This window comes from Bacillus cereus group sp. BfR-BA-01383 (genome assembly GCF_022663495.1).
GTDB lineage: Bacteria > Bacillota > Bacilli > Bacillales > Bacillaceae_G > Bacillus_A > Bacillus_A cereus_AU.
On the sequence record NZ_JAKUFP010000033.1, the window covers coordinates 14,314 to 32,058 of the forward strand.

Consider the following 17,745-nt stretch of genomic DNA (forward strand, 5'->3'; position numbering starts at 1 on the left):
GTCTTTTTCTTGTATTTCAAGTGTTCTCATGGTTAAGTAATTTTTTTGTTTTCTACGATTGTTGAATAACTTGCGTATAAAAGAGACTCTCCTTGAACATAATAGAATCTAGATTAATTGATTTGTAGAATGGGAGCGTGAAGAATAATGTTATTAACTGAGGCCTGGGAACAGTATCAATTAGATAAAAAAATTGAGGGATATTCACCTTTGACTTTAAAAACATATTATTTTCAATATAATCTTTTATTACGTTATTTTGGTGACATTAACATGAGTGAATTTACTACAGAAAAACTAAAGGGTTACTTAATTGAAGCAGGAGAACACTTAAAGCCATCTAGTCTAGGACACCGAGTTCGTTGCATCAAATCACTTTTTAGATGGATACATGATGAAGGCTGTATTCGTCGTGCTTTCACGCCTGAATATTCCGAGTTTCTCCGCAATAACATTGTCAGGTACCATAGCTTTACGTGGAAATTTTCTGTTGATACAAAGATTCTTCTGGAACTAGTCGCTAAAGAAATCACTGGGGCAAACGCGATACTGATTGTAGATAGAATCCGCGAAACACTTCGTGAAAAATGACGCAATGCTAAGAGAAATAGAGAACAAAATAGATGCATTTTTCGGTAAGAAACACTTTCAAACGAGCCTTTGCAATCTATTACCATGCTTACTACTCAATAGGAAAAAATGCCTGTCACTTCCTGAGAAATGTCGAAGCTGCAAAATTCATTCGACATTTCCAGGATGATGACAATGGATTATTTTTTATAATTCTATTTTCTGGTCACCACGTTTTTCTAGATTTTTAGCAGTTTTACTTTGGGCAACATCCTTTTGATCTTTAAAGGTGCCCATGAGAAAATCATAGGCTGGGTTCGTAACACCATACCAGTAATCTTCATTTTTGAAGTGATGCCATAAATGAACCTTTTTCATCCATCGCCCCCATGGTGATATTGGTTGAAGGGGGCGATGCGCGATATAATGCTTCCACTCATAAAATAATAAAAAGAGCATAATACCTGCAATAAATGCGTTTGTCATGACCAAGCTGGATGAAAGAAAATAAAAAATTGCTCCTGAAATTGCAATGTTTGGCACACTATACCATAAGGGTAAAAATAATAAATGTAATTCATTCGGATTTGTATGGTGGTCATAATGTAGGCGCTTAAGCATTTTTAATAAAAATGCATTCTTTGGTGGCTTTAGATGAAAAATAAACCTGTGAGTAGCGTACTCAGCTAAGGAATATATAATCATTCCCAAAATAAAAGCACCCAAAATTCCGATAGAAGTTAAATGTAAAATCATAAATCCAAAGCTAATGAGGAAAAGACAGCTCATGATCAAAATATCAGGATAGGAAAAATACTCTTTAAAATATTTTAGTTTCATTTATCACGCCTCCAACTTTCTTTATTTTTTTCTATCTTTCCAGAGAGCCAAGCTTTTCTCCAATGTTGTCTTACACAATCTTTCAGCTTCAATTGCATCTCCCTTTAATGCAGCTTTTAATAAGTCGTGATAATAGTTGAAGGACAACCCACGATGATCTTTTACAGAAAAATATCTTTTCGCCATATCTACATAAATGGAATCGAAGCTATTTAAAATGAGTAGAAAGATTGGATTGGCAGCAAGCCCAGCACACCTTTTTTGCAAATACCAATCAAATGCTGCATAGCTTTCTGCACTATCTTCAAGCTGCTCAAGATTGGCAAGGAGAGCAACCACTTTAGGTTGATTAAACGTAACAGCATCACGAATATAAGTCGGAGTCAACGAACTTCTAAATTCTAATAAATACATAATAAATTCATCTGTAATGGTATGATGATTCTCAACAATATTAATAAGTGTCGTTAGATTCCCATTGCTCCAATAATCATTAATAATCGCTGGCATTCCTTTTCTTCCTGTTATCCATCCACTCCTTCCTAAACGTTGAAGCGCCTCCCGAATAGTTGGGCGACCAACACCAAATTCTTTCGCAAGCTCTCTTTCCGGCGGTAAAGTACTTCCTACAGAATAAACACCAGCCAATATGGATCTAATTAATTCATTCTCAATTTTATCTGAGGAGCGTTCCTTTTCTTTCAAGCCATCGTCCCCTTTATTTTATGGTAATACATGTTAAAGATATTGGTAATACCAAAAATTATACAACGTGTTTGAATTTTCCGTCAATAAGATTCATTAAAAAAGAGGAAACCATTTTCAAAGTGGTTTCCTCCTTTTTGCTTACATGGACTCGATTATCATTTGTCTTTCATACCATTTTGTTAACTTATCATTAACACTGTTTGAAATCCGTTTCATTTTCTTATTACAGAATCTCGATAGTGTAGCAGGGGATAAGCCTAACTCATCTGCTATTTCGCGCATTGTTCTATTTTGATGCATATGTTGGTGCATAATTTTCTCTCTAATTAGCTCCTCAGTACTTACTGTACTATGAGCTATCGTATTTATAATCACATTATTTTCTTGCTTATCCGGAGTATCAATTACCTTTTTCTTTGCCAAACTGCCGATATTATCCATTAACTCTTTTGGTGGTAAAATGATGATTCCTAATTTTGAGTAATAATTCTTAAACCAGTTCCGTTCTCCAATTCTTGATTCATCAATTTCCTCAGCGTACTCCCAATGTGAAATAACTTTTTCTTTTTCTAAATCTATTAATACATTTTCTAATTGCTCACGAATACGGTGGGGGCGTCCCTTAGCTATATTAATCCCCATAACAGACAATAGTCCTTTTTCTCCATCAATTGAATATGGTCTTTTTAAATTACTGTACTGTTGTCGAATTCTCCATTGCCAAGATAAATAGCGAATTAGTCGCTTATGAAATTTGTGTCGATAACTATTATACTCCAATGCTTTTTTAGATAATAACGCTGTTGTGCTACTAGATCCGTATAAATACATCGACAAAAAGCTACCTGGCTTTATTCTACAAGATTCAATACCTACGTAATCATTGGTATTTTTATCTCTCCAAAGAACTACAGAATCTAAAACGAAAAGTCTTTTAATTATTTCACGTTTCATTTCAAATTGCTCACCAGTTTCTGCACGATCATTTAAAACCACGACTTCATTATCGTCATTTAAATAAATAAAGATACTCGCCAAAGCAGCTATACGTTGTGCAATTTTAATTTTATCTTCTGCACGATAATACTCTATACCATTTGCTGATGCTTTTGGAATATTACACATATCTAGTACATTTTCATAGCTGAAATCAATAAAATCATCTGGAGATTTCGCTTGATTCAACCACTGTATTGTAATTGTATCTAAACAGTCTGCGGTAAGATCATCCATGTTACTAATAACACCATCGACTAGTATTGACCATCTTTCTGCTTCATTGGTGTTTACTAGCCTTAAATCTTCATCCTTGTGTGATGATAGCTGAGCAACTCCACTTGTATTTTTAGTTTCTAATGGTAAAACAGGTACTGCTCCTACTTCATCTTCTTCAAAGTGATTCTTGGCTATACCATCTCGTAGTTGATAATATACCGCATCATTACTTACAGGATAGTAATCCTCTTGTAGATCAATTTGCTCTTTTAACTTTTCAACGTCTGTATTAGATATTATAGCCGTTTCAACTTCTTCAGACGTACCTCCAAATTCTTGCTCTATTATTTTATCGAGTACATTTCGAATCTCAATTTTATATTTATCTAGATTTGCATATATGTGCAATAATGAAATCCCTTGTTCTTGTTTCTGACCTAACCAAGAGACAAGTGCTGAAAATGAAGGGGATATATTAGCTGAAGTTACTACTTTGTCATGATTTCCTTGTACTTCCTCATAATATCTATTCCACTTTTCCCATAGCTGCGTGTTCTTTTCATACATTGGAGCAGCAAGTAAAAGGGCATCGCTAAACAACACTAATACTTTCTCCATATTAAAAACCTCCTTACTAAATTCCCACCAATTAGAAATATAAATTATAGAACTTGAGACGTTATAGCTATATGGTGGCAACATAGCATATAAGTTGAAACGTTATCAGAATAATCTATATCGAGAAATGATTTATCGAACAGTATTTGTCCTATCAAGTAAACATTCTTGTACTTGTATTATATAAGACTGTACTTATTTGTAAAATTACTACTTTACACCACAATCTCCATGCGGGAAACCCATTTGGCATTAAATAGTGTAAATCATACTTTTAAAGTGAAACGTAATTGTCCCTTTTCTTACAAATGAAATAAAACATTATAGCGATATGATAACAATTACTTTCTTACCAAGAAACATCTATGATTTGCTAGTTTCATCTAAAAAATTATTCGTATCATTCTATACAATGATACGAATATCCTTACTTTTATGAAACGTCATAGCTACATTGTGGCAATTACTCCTTAGAACTTGAAACGTTTTAGCTTTATGTTGGCAAGTATATTCGAAACAAAAAATACCGATAAACTGTTGATTTCCACTTAACAAGCATTAACGTTATTTCTTACTTCGACAAAGATACCTCTACTTTTATGAAACCCTATAGCTACATTGTGGCAGTTACTATTGAAAACTTGAAACGCTTTAGCTTTATGTTGGCAAGTATATCCTGAACAAGAAATACCAATGGATTTTTGGATTTCATTTAACAAGAATTAACGTTATTCCATATATCGGCACGAATATCTTTACTTTTATGAAACATCATAGCTACATTGTGGCAGTTACTATTGAAAACTTGAAACGTTATAGCTATATGGTGGCAACAACTCTTTAAATATGAAACATTAACGCACTAAAATCTTTTCATATAAAAAAAATATTTTTTATTTAAATTAGTGCTAAACATTGATATAAAGCCATTCTTTAAAAAAACCAAAAAATCCCAATGAAATGCTATAGCTATATGATGGCAACAACTTTTTTTTAAAAAAACCTATGAATCCATATGTAACAAGGGTTTAGGTACATTTCAAGCGCAATGAAGCATTGATTTCAAACATGAAACGGAATAGCTTTATGATGGCAACAATCTAAAAAAAACATGAAACGTATATAGCTATATGATGGCAATAATCCTTTGACGTAAATTAACATGAAAACGCTATACCACAACATTTATGAATGAATTCTACACATTATTTAGTCATTTCAAAACTTGAAACGTTATAGCTATATGGTGGCAACAACTTTTAACCCAAAGCACTAAAAAACCTATTATATCAAGGTTTAGGTGCTGTTTCATTAATTTCAGATACGTTTCATATTCAAAATACCTTATAGCTTTATGGTGGCCAAAAGATTTTTTTTGTGAAACGTTGAATCCCTTGTGCCTCTAAGGATGAGGCTGCGTTTCACATTTTTGATTTTCCTCTTAAAGAGACACATTTCACCAAGATTTGATTTGATATAATCAAAATTGAATTTTTATATCCTATTTAGGTAAAAACTGAAACTCATAATAAGAGGAGGTGAAAAAGATGGCTAAACCTTTCGTTATAAAGAACAAACGTAGTTTAAATGGTGAAACAACAACTCCAGTATTAGTAACAATTAAAGTATGGCAAAAATTAGTGGAAGCTTTAGAAGGCAAATACTATAGCTTTAAAGATACATATCTAGAAGATATCGTAAATTCAATGTCTTACGAGGAACGAATTGCAGATGAAGAAGGGTTTGTTGAAAAAGCCAAACCATCTTTTTCACTTCAAATGAAAAATCTCTTCACTAAAGCAAATGGCAGAAAGCATAAGCTATATGGTATTACTAATGCAGATCTAGAAGTATTTCTATTTCTACATAAAAAATGTAATACCTATGGTGAACTTTCTCATGTTTCCATTCACATGCTTTGGGAGGACTACAAAGACTATAAAGAAGCATTTTCACATATTCATCATTCACAATTCTATGTTGCGTTGAAAAAGCTTAGCTTACACAACATCATTGAAATTGAGAATGAGTACAGTGGTAAATATAAAATTACATTAACTGATTTTATGAACAAGGAAACGAATAAAGCGAATCCTTACACGTTTATCAGCCCAATTGTATTTACAAAAGAATTCTTCGATTTATCCATTGCTGCTAAAAAGCTATTTATTGATATCGCAATGCAGCAAAAACGAGAAACTACTTTGAAACGTTCACTATACAAATTTGATGAACAAGGACAACAGACTCATTTTGGCGGTATGTATCGCTTCTTACATAAGAAATACCCACATCAGATACGTTCTGTAATGGCTGAATTAACAACTAAATCTACTGCTACTGGATCTTCTTTGTTTAAAATTTGCAAATTAGAAAAAGGGAAAAAGAATAAAAAGCAGTATACAACACTGTATTTATCTGTACACCCTGATTTCTTGTGTAATAAGGAAGTAGGGGAAGAGTATCGCGATCCATTTACACCAAGACTTACCTATAAACGTAAAGCTAAGTTCATTGAAGAATCGTTAGTTGAAATGAATATTGCAGAATTTACAAAAGATATAAACCAATTTGTAAATGTCTTAAAACATTCCTGTCATCGTCAAATCCGCCAAGTGATTCGTGGATTACGAGAAATGATTGATAGACAAGAGGGTTTCCCTAAAAATCTTGTTTATACACTAAGCAAATTATTAAAGCAGTCTTCTCAATATCGCGTATTAGATACCGCTGCTAAAACAGGTATTTATTCTCTGATTACACATAATGTACCGAAAGAAAAGCAAGAAGATGCGTTATTTAAATTTGGTACTCACTTTGCTATATATTCATTACAAAATGTTAAGAAGTTATTCTGTAAAGCACATGACCTTCTTCATTCTACATATGCGGTTCCTGTGACTGAAGAAGCATACCATCGTAATTATATGCAGTATCAAGAAGAAACACTATTTAGGAAGTATGCTTTTGAGCAAGGCGTAAATGTTAACGCATATATTGCATTAGAAATTAAAATTCGTGAATTATTAAAATCTCATGGCCATAAAGAACATCATATTCCAAGTGATATTCGCGAACTGTTCATTGAAAAAATAGATAGATTGCCTAAGGAAAAAATCCGTGTAATTGAAGTTCCTAAAGACTTTAATTTAATCGATTTTCTTCATTCCTTAGAAGCTTATTACCGTAAAAATAGTGAAACACCACGCACGGTAGATCAGCTGCTTCCTGCAATGTAAAATTACATGCTCTCCTTTTTTGAAAAATCAAAGACGGAGGGCTATTCGTGCTGAAATTAGAAGTTGTTTTCGTACTATCCAAACATAAAAGAGAGAGATTCTTAAATTTGAGTTAGAATACCTCTCTTTTTTTATACACTTCCATACAAAATTCCTAAAATATAATCAGTAATTCACAATTTCACTTTACATTTTTCTGAATGTTCACTCTCTTTTTACGATTTAATCTACTAAAAATCGTAAATATATATATAAATTCAGTGGATATCTTAATAATATTGTCCAAATGTGTACAATAAAATAGCTAAAAGCTTCATTTATAAACGTTTCATATAAAAATCTACTTAAAATCAGAATGTTTTTTGTTAATAATGTTGATTTACTGAATTATGTCTATAACTTACTTCTAAATGTTAATAAAATGTGGGTTATTTTATAGCGTATGTGGAAATCATGTTATTAATTTAATCTAGACTACCATTAATCTTATATACACTTCTACGCATCAAAATGATGCTGATTATGTGTAGGTTAAGTAATTCAACTTTATGATATTTTGTATATTTGGAGCGACGTAAAACGCAATAAATACATTTCCAATAAGTGTTTTTTTCGATTTTTTATGGTTCTATAACTTTGCAGACACTGTTATTACTGAGTTTGTAAGCCATTTTTCATAAGTATAATAGTTTTATCTTTATATTCTTTTTATATAAAAGATATATATTATATTAGGTTTTAACGTACTATCCAAAAAATGCGCATCTCTTGATTATCTAAAAGGTAATAGTCTTTCACTAAGTAAAAAATAAAGTAACTACTCAGCCCATAGTTAAAAATGCAAGACAAATAGAGGTAATCGCTACGAAGCACTACCTCTCATCTTTAGTTGGGGAAAGATCTAATTCTCCCGTTTCAATCCATTCTTTGGTACATTGAAAAATAGATTTCCCTTGTTTTTTTATCGTGCTCATATAACTTCTAATTCGTAAATAATTGCGAGCACATTCACTCCGGAACGAACCGCTTATTTTTTGTCGTAGTTTTACTGGGCGTATATCTCGTTCCGCTTGATTATTATCAAATGGAATGGCGGGGTAGAGAAGGAAGGCCAAAATCAAGTTTTGATATGTGCTCAATCGATTTAAGAGATTACGCGCCAGACTTTGCTTCGGTCTTCTGCGGGCGTTCTTTTCTTTTGGGCGAATGGGATTCAATTCTTCTCCTTTTGCGAGAATCGTTTCATATTCTTGATGCAAGTTGACGAGTTTTTGTGCATCTAATTCACCTGTTTCTTTTTGATTTTTCGCTTTCAAAAGGAAATCGGCCATTTCTTGTGCCCATTCTTGCTTCGTTTGTTCAAATATACCGCGTAATTCACGAAGAAGATGCACATTGCACAAAACATGTTGGCACTTGTCGTATTGAAAATATGGTTTCCAACAATCATGCACCGCAATGCCTCTGATTGCAGGCATTACACCAATTTCATCCATTGCTACAGACCCGCGATTTTGATGAATATATTGAATGGTAAGATCCGGTGTACTATACGTATGCACCCATTCCGTTTTCCCTTGATTGCGAAGCCCTGTTTCATCGCAGTGAACAATTGGAGAAGCCAAAATTCCCGAACGAATTTCTTCTTCTTTTTCTTGTAAGCTTTCACTAAAAGAGTGAATGAGACGGTTGATTGTTCCTTGACTAATCGAATGTTGATACACATCTCGAAAGAATTCAGTCGTCCGCTGAAGAGATAGATATTGATATTGCGTTAAATAGTTCACCATCAATTGAATATTTGGCCCGTATTGAGTCGCATTTGTCACACCTTTTGGAAATGGAGCTTCTTCGATATGAAAACAACGTGGACAAATTTTTCGTTCTACTTCATGTTGAAGTACTTCAAAAGAAACAGGCGGGATATCGAACACTTGTCGCACTTTTTTCGAGCTAACAGGTTCATTTTCTAATGATGATTGGCAACACGAACACACTGTTACAGGGTGAACAACCACATGATTCGGATGTTCCACTTGGCGAAGCGTATGACCTTTATGACCAAGTTGACCGACCGTTTTACGGCCTGTTTTTTCACGCAAACTTTTCGTGGCTGGTTTTTGTAACCCGTCCATTAATGGTGGTTTATGACTATTTTTTGAGTTTTTTTTGCGTTGAATTCGAGTTCTTGAATACGAGTGCATAATGTTTCAACTAAATTCACAACAGAATCTGGTCCTTGTTTATAAACAAGGAGAATATCTTTTCGGTTCATACACTTCACCTCCTGTTTTTCTTATTATCAGTGTTAACAGGAATTTGTGAAGGCAAACTTGAAAATCAAAATATTAAACCATTAAAACCTTAGGGTAGCTGAGTAGTTACCTTTATTTTAATAAAACCTCGTTTCTCTAAATAAAAACTATTCATCAGTCTAAATCCTTATTTTATTAAAACAGGAGAATAAGAATGGAGAAATCCCAATAATTCAGCGATACTCAGTCTAAAACATTCTTTTAATTATACATGTTCTTCACTGCGCAAATAAAAAAGAATTATTGTTTTAACTTCCAATAACGAATTTTACGTCAACTAGCCTCTCTTGTGGGGGGCTGTTTTTTTTTGCTTAGCGTGGTTTTTTTCCGAAATGCTGGCGATACCCCAAGTATAGGCAATTAATTCAACAAAATGACAAGAAAGTTGAATTAACTAGTATTATAAATAGAGTATTAGGAGGTGTGAATTTGAATTTAATATTCAGAGAAAATGATAATAAGGCTAATATAATTTTTTATAATGGAATTTCATTAGAACAAATTAAGGACATCGATAAAAGATGGAATGAGATTTGTTCTATTGTTAATACGGAAGTATTTAAATATATCAATGATGATAACTTGTGTTTTGACGAAAATGAAAATTCAGAGTTATTTCCAATACGTAAAAAATTAACGGGTAATTACTATATCGATGCAATTTCTTATTCGAAACAAGTTAGTCCTATTGGTATTCAGATTATGATTACAACAAGATTTACAGAGCATTGTTTAACAGGTGAAGATGATTATTTGGGATTAGATGTGACATTATTTACAAAGTCTAAAAATGATATTTTTGAGGTATGGGGTATCGACAGCTATTCAATTTAGCAATAGTGAAAAGACACTCTAAAAGTGTCTTTTCAAATAGTTTAATAGCCACAATACTTACGAAAACAGCCTATAAAAAAGATTGATAACTTATAACAAATTTTGATAATTAATAATAAAGATTGATAAAATTTTAAATTCAAATAACACTTGCGTTTGAATAAGGGGCTATTTTTAATTATTCGTAATCTAAAATAATCAAATTTTACTTTAAAGTTACAATAAAACACTTTTATTGACCAGTCGGTACAAAAAGTGTATTCTACTAATGTTATCTTTAAAATGAGAGGAGAATAAGATTGAATAATCGTGGCAGACCCAGAGAGTTTAATTATTCCTCAATTGTAGATGTTGCAATGAAAACATTTTGGATAAGAGGATATGAGGGGTGTTCTACACAAGATTTATGCAGTGATACAGGACTTGGAAAAGGAAGTTTATACAATACTTTCGGTAGTAAACATGAACTGTATAAACAAGTATTAGAACGCTATCATGAAATTGGGATTAGGGAACAAAGGAAATTGTTAGATACTCCAATTCCAGTTAAAGAACGATTAAGTAATTTTTTTGAATGGGCATTGAAAGAAGACTTTGAGAATATTGATCAAAAAGGATGTTTATTGATTAATGCCAGTGTAGAACGTGCTAAAAACGATCTAATGGTACAAGAAATTTTCTCAAAGCATGTTGAGCTTCTTAAACAAGCTATTGAAACAGTGATGGAGGAAGGATTGCAAACAGGTGAAATTTCAAAGAAGCAATCAGCTGAGGAATTAGCTAGTCTGCTTTTAAGCAGTTATTACGGATTCCGTGTTCTTAATGTATCGATGCAAAATCGGATGTTAGCTGAACAGGTTATCAAAGGAACAATGGAGTCCATTTTTGGCGCTTAGTGCGCTCTTTTTTCGCGCTATTTTTGTACCAATCATTACAATAATGGATAAGGAGTGTTTTTATGCCATCGATTATTTATTTATTAGCTTTAGCAATCTTTTGTATGACTACATCAGAATTTATGGTTGCAGGTATGATGAACGAACTTGCTCTTGCATTTCAGGTTTCTATATCGTCTATTGGGTATTTAATTACAGCTTATGCAGGAGCAATGGTCATAGGAGGTCCCCTTGTGACCGCAACTCTCACTCTCCTACGAGTGCGCAGTAAACAAGCATTATTGTTTTTAATGTTTATATTTTTAATTGGTCAATCACTCGGAGCTATTGCTTGGAACTATGATACGATGATGATTTCACGTATTATAACTGGTATCGCTTCAGCTTCAGCTTTTGGAGTTGCGATTTCCTTTTCTGCAACATTGGTTCACTCTGATTCAAGGGGAAAAGCTGCATCAATTGTGCTTGCAGGTTTAATGATCGCAACTGTCTTAGGTCTACCTATAACAACTATTATTTCACAATATTTTGGCTGGCGTATTAGCTTTGGGGCTGTTTCTGTTCTTGTTCTAGTATCAGGAATTATGATCCAATGGTTGTTACCATCATCTTCAAATATAGAGCAATTAAATTGGAAAGACGAACTTCTGCGATTTAAGAATATTCATCTTTGGGCAGCGTACGTAACAAGTATGTTTATTATTGGAGGTACGTTTGCAGCATTTAGTTATTTCACTCCTATCTTTATAAATGTTACAGGCTTTTCAAGCGCAAGTATTCCATATTTACTTGCTCTCTATGGTAGTGCGACGGTAATTGGGAATATAATAATTGGCAAGTTCGCTGACAAATTTACAATGAAAACACTTATGGGTGGATTAATTATATTAATCGTAGCATTGTCTTTATTTGCTTTAGGTGCAGAGAATAAATACATTGCGGTTATTTCTATGATTTTTATTGGTTTAACTGGTGTAGCATTGAATCCAGCTATGGTTGCGAGGGTAATGAAAACAGCTGGTAATGGAACAATGATAAATACCGTTCATAGTTCTTTTATTACGCTGGGTATTGTTATTGGTTCGTCACTAGGTGGTCTTGGAATCAATAAAGGATATGATTTTGTATCTCCGCTGTGGATTGGATCGTGTTTAGCTATCCTTGGGATAATTTCATTATTACCATATTTACATAAAAGAAAGACGGATTAAGTGGTTTAAAGTTTCTTTACATCTTTATTCCCTTTTCACTAAATTTACTTTTTGATTATGCATTGATAATGATAGTTTTTTGCTAGGTATCTAGTCGACAATCCGGTAGCTATATTATTCTTATAAAGAAGGCATCTTTCTTGTTAGCTTAGATTACAAAAAAAGATGTAGTGTTTATAAAAAATTGTAATCAAACTTTGTTTTAAAAATGAATTATATAGAAAAATGTGGCCCTCTTATTTTGATCAATCTTTTTTCAAAATAAAAGGGCTTATTCTATTACAAAATCAACATTCGTGACACTTTCTTAATCAAACTTTGTTTTAAGCCAACAACAGAGATAATAAAGTTGTTTAATTTACAATAAAGTCGTTTAAAACATAATAAAGTTGTTTAAAAAACGCCAGTCATGTTATTCAACAATCGGGCCATATTCTCGAATAACATATTTGAAGGAAATTATTATAGATGAAGCTATTGAGAAAGCTTTAACTTAAATTAACTGGTGTTTTATCCCAAGTAAAATGATACAATGTCAAAAAAACACCGAGCAAAGGGGAAGAGAAAAATGAGGTTTTGTATGGACTTTGGTGATACGAATTTTATCGGATTAGCGAACACTAATAAATACGAATCATTCGTAGATGAAGATTGGGAGTTAGATAATCTCTTGCAACATTTTGGAGACGAGATGAAGCAAGGGCATATTTTAGTTTTTCAAATGACTGAGGAAGGAATTGAACATTCTTGGAGAGTAGAGATTAGAAAAGGTGCAGAGGAAATAACTCATAAATGCTTTAGGAAAGCAGTAGGGTATATAGAAGTAACGGAAAATCAACTATATTTAGTGGATTATGACTGCCTTACAATGGCTGCTCAGTTTCAAAATAACAAAGTACCTGATAGAAATTGTTCCAAATATAAGATTGAAATAGAAAATGGCTTATATAAAGTTGAGGTGGTTCAATATTATAATGTAGATGAAGATGAATATGTAGGAGCAAGCGAAACGGATATTTTGTTAAATTTCATAAAGGTATCGGCCAGTGAACCAATAGCTGAAAGGGTATTTTGGTGTACATATTAAGTTGATAAGAGGGGACTATACCACTCTACCCTAATCACCGAGTTTGATACTCTTGAGAAAGAGCTTGTATCTTAAGGGTAAAGGGTTTGTCTTTATTTATTATTATGGACAGTGATTTAGAGAAATAAACATACTCGGTGATTAGGAGATAGGTAACTATTTCAAACATTTGAGAGCTCGGTAATTGGGTAAATAAAAAATGCCTTATCATTCTCCCTGTAAGGAGGCATGAGGGGGGCCTCTATTAGGAAAGGGATGGTGCGCTTATATATTTTAAAAAGAAAAGACACCCTAAGGTGCCTTCCTCCGACTTGATAACCACTTTAATTTTAATAACATTGGATTCCCATCCGAATATTATTTTACCACGTTAAGTAATGTTGGTCATTGAGAAAGTCAAATACGTAGTGTTCATATATAGTGACCCCTAGGAGCATGCAAGATTTTATACAGTTTTTCGGCCAATAGAATAACAAACGAGAACCTGAAAACCCACACCATAATAGTAATGTATAAAAAATTGCATAGATTGATAAAAAGAAAAAAGGCGAACCCCTTATGAGAGTAAGGGGTTCGCCTTTTTTTTCGCTCCCGATAATGGGCGTTATGTTAACCGAACATGAATTTTTATTCATCGTCATTTTCATAGTTTAAAAGGACAACTCGTACCCATTTTTTTAAAGATAGAGGGAACAATCATGACGTAAAGTGCAAAACAAGCCCCTTAAAATATTGATTCTTTACTCCCACCAATGTTTCATCTCTCTAATTCCAACGTCCCACAACTTAGCGTTTCCGGAAACGCTAATGGTCAGCTCGTTTACCTCGTTAAAAGGCAACTCCTCCTGTAAAGCCTCTGCTCCTTGAAGAGATTGTTCGTTTAATCGATATACTTCTTGTCCATCTACGATTATTTTGGCTTCACCCTTAAAGTCTACATTGTCGGGAATGCCGAAATAGAAATAAAGCCAGACATTTTCTTTGTTCCCAAGAATATAGTTGTATGTTTTGGTTGATTCACCTTCACTACTATACACGTTCATTTTCGGCTCTATTGGCTCACCTGCTATGGTGAAACTTGGAAAGTTCTCAGTCATAGGTGTAGTTCCTGTCATTTCTTTCATAACAGTTAATGTTTGAATAGGGCCTTCTCTTTTTTTGATGATTTCAGAGACCACCATGACTCCAATTATAAGGACAACAATAGATAGAGCCGAAGCCATGAGATTTTTATAAGAAATTTTTGAAGAAAATCCAACTCTATAGGCAACATAGCCAATCATTGCACCTAACGTATTGGAAATAACATCATTTACATCAAAGCTACCAAGATATGTTAAAGCCTGAATGGTTTCTAAAACGAGAATCGCTAAAACAAACAAAGGTATAAACTTCCCAAATCTGACACAATACAATAGGGGAAATAGTATTCCAAAAGGAATAAAAGCAGCAATATTTCCAAACTGAACAATCCATGAATAATTTAGTTCTGGAAATTTAAGTGGTACTCCTTCTGGAACAAGGATAAAGGTGTACCCTTCTACACTGGCTACACTATCAAGCCTGTTAAACGCAAAGAACATAAAAAATAAAACTAAAATCGTATAGCATATGGTGCCAGCTAAAATGATTTTCCGTGATTTCGTTTCCATAATATCTCCTTAATTTCAACATATTATTTACCACAAATATTATAATACTAAAATATCAGTTTAAAAAAAACGGGAATATGATAATTCCGGCCAAAATCCAATTTTATTTATATGCTTAATTATATTTAGTGGTTTTGTTATTATTGGCAGTCTATCCAAGAAGGGAAAGATATAAATTTATTAACTTCCAATAACGATAATTATGTAAATAATCTGTCCATATGGACAGCTTATTGTATTTTTTGCTTAGCGTGGTTTTTTTCCAAAATGCTGGCGATACCCCATGCCTATCAACTTAAGAATTTAAAATTACCCCAAAACGAAAAAATAAGTTTTTTTGTTACAAGTTAGCACAAAATTTCGTTCTGGGGGCACTATAAAATTTCCGCTTGATGGCGATGTGGTAGATACCCCAGTGTACACAATGACAGTATTTCTTGCACCAGAACCAACGAAAGTAATTAAATGTAAAAAATCAAAGTTCATGCTATTATTATATAGAGAATTATAAATTAAAAGTGGCATCTGGAAGGGAATAGTTATAAATGAAAACAACAAAAGGGAAACTATCTTTTAGCATTGATATTATAGGCTTTATAGCTTCTATAATAATGATTATTGTAACTTTGGTTAATTTTAGAACATGGTTACATCCACTTACATTCTTTACCGTAGGACTAATCTTCTTTATTAATATAGTAAAGACCCTTAAGGGAAAAGGGCGTAATTCAAATTTAAATTTTGATTCTTAAATGCTTATATTTTATAAATTTTGTTATTTCCTGTTGCAGAATCCTTATTATGGGGTACCGTCAGGAAAATGCGGATTTACAACGTTAAGGAAATTTAATGTGAAAAAGCCGGATTCCAATAGCTATGGAATCCGGCTTTCATGACGTTTTTTAATAAAACCCATTATTCAACTATCGCGTGTTCGTTAGCTTAAGGTACTTCCGCGATAGGAGTAAACAAAGCAAACGAGGTCATTATTTACTTTTATTTAAAGGAACGACTAATTCTAATTCCTTTATTTCTTTACTAAATCCTTCACTATTTGTTCGGCTTGGCTTGAGTGTGAATGATTTTGGTATGGTATCCATTGGAGGCAAAGTCAGTACCATATGATGACCATAGTTCCCAACAGCCATGCCTTCCTGTAGTTTTAGTTTATCATATACTTGACCATTATCATCGACTACAGAGAAATTAAACCATGGCCAACTATCGTTTTTATCCATTTCGGCAGGGTAATCAATCGTTAGGTCTATTCTTGTTGATAAAGGTGAGAATGTTACTTTGTCGGCTGTTAGTGTATACACTTCATCAACCGTTTGAGTTGTAACTTCTGGATAAAACTCAAATACATCACCTTTTATTTTTTCAAGTGGGAAAGCCACCTTCAACTTACCTTCATAGCCAAATAAATCTTCTCCATGGACCTCAATCTCAATGTTATCGCCATATTCATTATACTTAGAAAAAGTAAATTGATGATGTTCAATTATTGTTTTCGAGTTTACGTCATCTTGCCCTATTGAACCCATCGCTGGTTTAATTTCTTGTTGTCCATTAATTGTTATATAGCTAAAGCCGGCCTTTTCTTCTTTCATCGAAAGTTCTTTTTGACCTGTATAAACAACTGTTACGATTATCCGGTTTCCATCATAAGCTGCTTCTTTTACAGTCATTGTTAAGCCGTTTTTACTATCTTTTTTATCAATTACTGTCGTAAGTTGATCGTGTTCAATTTTATCTGAGGCAATGTCTCTAAAATCTTTATAAATTGGACCAATTAGGGGAACATTTGATAAGGCTTCCGCCATGCCTGTTGAAACAAATCCAGAACCAAGCAAAGATAGACATAACCCACATGCAACCAAGATTGACCGTTTTGTGGTTCTTCCGGCTTTTATTTTTTTCTTGGCTTGAAAGATAGCCGCCTTCTCCCTAGCCATTAGCTTTTCAACAGGTACATTTATGTTGTCGATGGATCGATTGAATTTGTCTTTATTCATAAAGATAGCCCTCCTTTAAAATGGGTCTTAACTCTTTTTTCGCCCTATTTAAGTGTGATTTCACGGTTCCTTCCGGGTAATTCATGATGGTGGCAATTTCCTTAATGGACAAATCGTGATAATACCTCAACAAAATAATGGTCTTAACAGTAGGATTTAAGAATTTAAATGCTTCTGATAAATCCATCGAATGCATGATAAAATCAACATTTTCAGAAGCGATTAATTCAGTAAAGATTTCCTCATTATCTGTAGTAAAATGGCGAGACTCTTTCCGAATAAAATCAATCGATTTAAAGACTAGAATTTTTGTAATCCAACTCGAAAAATGTTCTGGCTTTTTTAATGTCTTTATTGAAATATAGGCTGTATAAATTGTTTCTTGATAGACATCAAGAGTATCTTGTTCATTTCTAACATATGCATAGGCTGTTCGATATAGCTTTTGTCGAACAGAATCAATCAGTTGTTCAAATGCTTCATCATCACCCTTTTTTGCTTTTTTCACTAATTTTGCTATATCCATTTTGGTTCTCCTCTCCGTT

Annotated in this window: 15 protein-coding genes; 7 read left to right on the forward strand and 8 right to left on the reverse strand. The window is 33.2% G+C overall.

The annotated features are described in order from the left end of the window. Positions 1-147: 147 nt before the first annotated feature. Positions 148-591 carry a site-specific integrase gene (locus MR065_RS22075; protein ID WP_242215072.1) on the forward strand — a complete coding sequence of 148 codons (444 nt, stop codon included), beginning with the start codon at positions 148-150 and terminating at the stop codon, positions 589-591. Positions 592-777: 186 nt separating this feature from the next. Here MR065_RS22075 and MR065_RS22080 read toward each other — a convergent pair whose 3' ends face one another. The 3 genes from MR065_RS22080 to MR065_RS22090 form a co-directional block, all read right to left on the reverse strand. Beyond that, positions 778-1,410: a sterol desaturase family protein gene (locus tag MR065_RS22080; protein WP_242215073.1), complete on the reverse strand. Its 633-nt coding sequence runs from the start codon at positions 1,408-1,410 to the stop codon at positions 778-780. A gap of 21 nt (positions 1,411-1,431) precedes the next feature. Further along, the gene (locus tag MR065_RS22085; protein WP_215582972.1) at positions 1,432-2,115 is read right to left on the reverse strand and encodes a GntR family transcriptional regulator; all 684 of its coding nucleotides are present in this window, start codon (positions 2,113-2,115) and stop codon (positions 1,432-1,434) included. A gap of 141 nt (positions 2,116-2,256) precedes the next feature. Then, positions 2,257-3,951 carry an AraC family transcriptional regulator gene (locus MR065_RS22090; RefSeq protein ID WP_242215074.1) on the reverse strand — a complete coding sequence of 565 codons (1,695 nt, stop codon included), beginning with the start codon at positions 3,949-3,951 and terminating at the stop codon, positions 2,257-2,259. Between the two features lie 1,547 nt (positions 3,952-5,498). On the opposite strand from MR065_RS22090, the gene MR065_RS22095 reads away from it, so the two are divergent. Continuing rightward, positions 5,499-7,190 carry a hypothetical protein gene (locus MR065_RS22095; protein WP_242215075.1) on the forward strand — a complete coding sequence of 564 codons (1,692 nt, stop codon included), beginning with the start codon at positions 5,499-5,501 and terminating at the stop codon, positions 7,188-7,190. 872 nt (positions 7,191-8,062) lie between these two features. Here MR065_RS22095 and tnpC read toward each other — a convergent pair. Together tnpC and MR065_RS22105 are read right to left on the reverse strand one after the other, a co-directional pair. Then, on the reverse strand, positions 8,063-9,325 hold the full coding sequence (tnpC, locus tag MR065_RS22100) for an IS66 family transposase (RefSeq protein WP_242215076.1): 1,263 nt from the start codon (positions 9,323-9,325) through the stop codon (positions 8,063-8,065). Further along, positions 9,325-9,465, reverse strand: coding sequence for a hypothetical protein (locus tag MR065_RS22105; protein WP_242215077.1), 141 nt, complete (start codon positions 9,463-9,465; stop codon positions 9,325-9,327). The genes tnpC and MR065_RS22105 overlap by 1 nt, the downstream gene beginning before the upstream one ends. A 469-nt stretch (positions 9,466-9,934) precedes the next feature. Here MR065_RS22105 and MR065_RS22110 point away from each other — a divergent pair, with 469 nt between their 5' ends. The 4 genes from MR065_RS22110 (at position 9,935) to MR065_RS22125 (ending at position 13,533) form a co-directional block, all read left to right on the forward strand. Then, positions 9,935-10,339, forward strand: coding sequence for a hypothetical protein (locus MR065_RS22110; RefSeq protein WP_242215078.1), 405 nt, complete (start codon positions 9,935-9,937; stop codon positions 10,337-10,339). Positions 10,340-10,638: 299 nt separating this feature from the next. Then, on the forward strand, positions 10,639-11,235 hold the full coding sequence (locus MR065_RS22115; RefSeq protein ID WP_242215079.1) for a TetR/AcrR family transcriptional regulator: 597 nt from the start codon (positions 10,639-10,641) through the stop codon (positions 11,233-11,235). A gap of 62 nt (positions 11,236-11,297) precedes the next feature. Next, positions 11,298-12,446: an MFS transporter gene (locus MR065_RS22120; RefSeq protein ID WP_242215080.1), complete on the forward strand. Its 1,149-nt coding sequence runs from the start codon at positions 11,298-11,300 to the stop codon at positions 12,444-12,446. 580 nt (positions 12,447-13,026) lie between these two features. Further along, a complete protein-coding gene (locus tag MR065_RS22125; protein ID WP_242215098.1) occupies positions 13,027-13,533 on the forward strand; it encodes a hypothetical protein in 507 nt (168 codons plus the stop codon). Between the two features lie 740 nt (positions 13,534-14,273). Here the strand turns inward: MR065_RS22125 and MR065_RS22130 are convergent. Further along, positions 14,274-15,185 carry a VanZ family protein gene (locus tag MR065_RS22130; protein ID WP_242215081.1) on the reverse strand — a complete coding sequence of 304 codons (912 nt, stop codon included), beginning with the start codon at positions 15,183-15,185 and terminating at the stop codon, positions 14,274-14,276. A 545-nt stretch (positions 15,186-15,730) separates the two neighbouring features. Here MR065_RS22130 and MR065_RS22135 point away from each other — a divergent pair. Further along, the gene (locus MR065_RS22135; RefSeq protein ID WP_242215082.1) at positions 15,731-15,937 is read left to right on the forward strand and encodes a hypothetical protein; all 207 of its coding nucleotides are present in this window, start codon (positions 15,731-15,733) and stop codon (positions 15,935-15,937) included. Between the two features lie 234 nt (positions 15,938-16,171). On the opposite strand, the gene MR065_RS22140 is transcribed toward MR065_RS22135, so the two are convergent. Continuing rightward, complete coding sequence (locus MR065_RS22140) at positions 16,172-17,200, reverse strand: DUF4179 domain-containing protein (protein WP_242215083.1); 1,029 nt, start codon at positions 17,198-17,200, stop codon at positions 16,172-16,174. Continuing rightward, complete coding sequence (locus MR065_RS22145; protein ID WP_000350214.1) at positions 17,193-17,726, reverse strand: sigma-70 family RNA polymerase sigma factor; 534 nt, start codon at positions 17,724-17,726, stop codon at positions 17,193-17,195. The genes MR065_RS22140 and MR065_RS22145 overlap by 8 nt, the downstream gene beginning before the upstream one ends. Between the last annotated feature and the right edge of the window lie 19 nt (positions 17,727-17,745).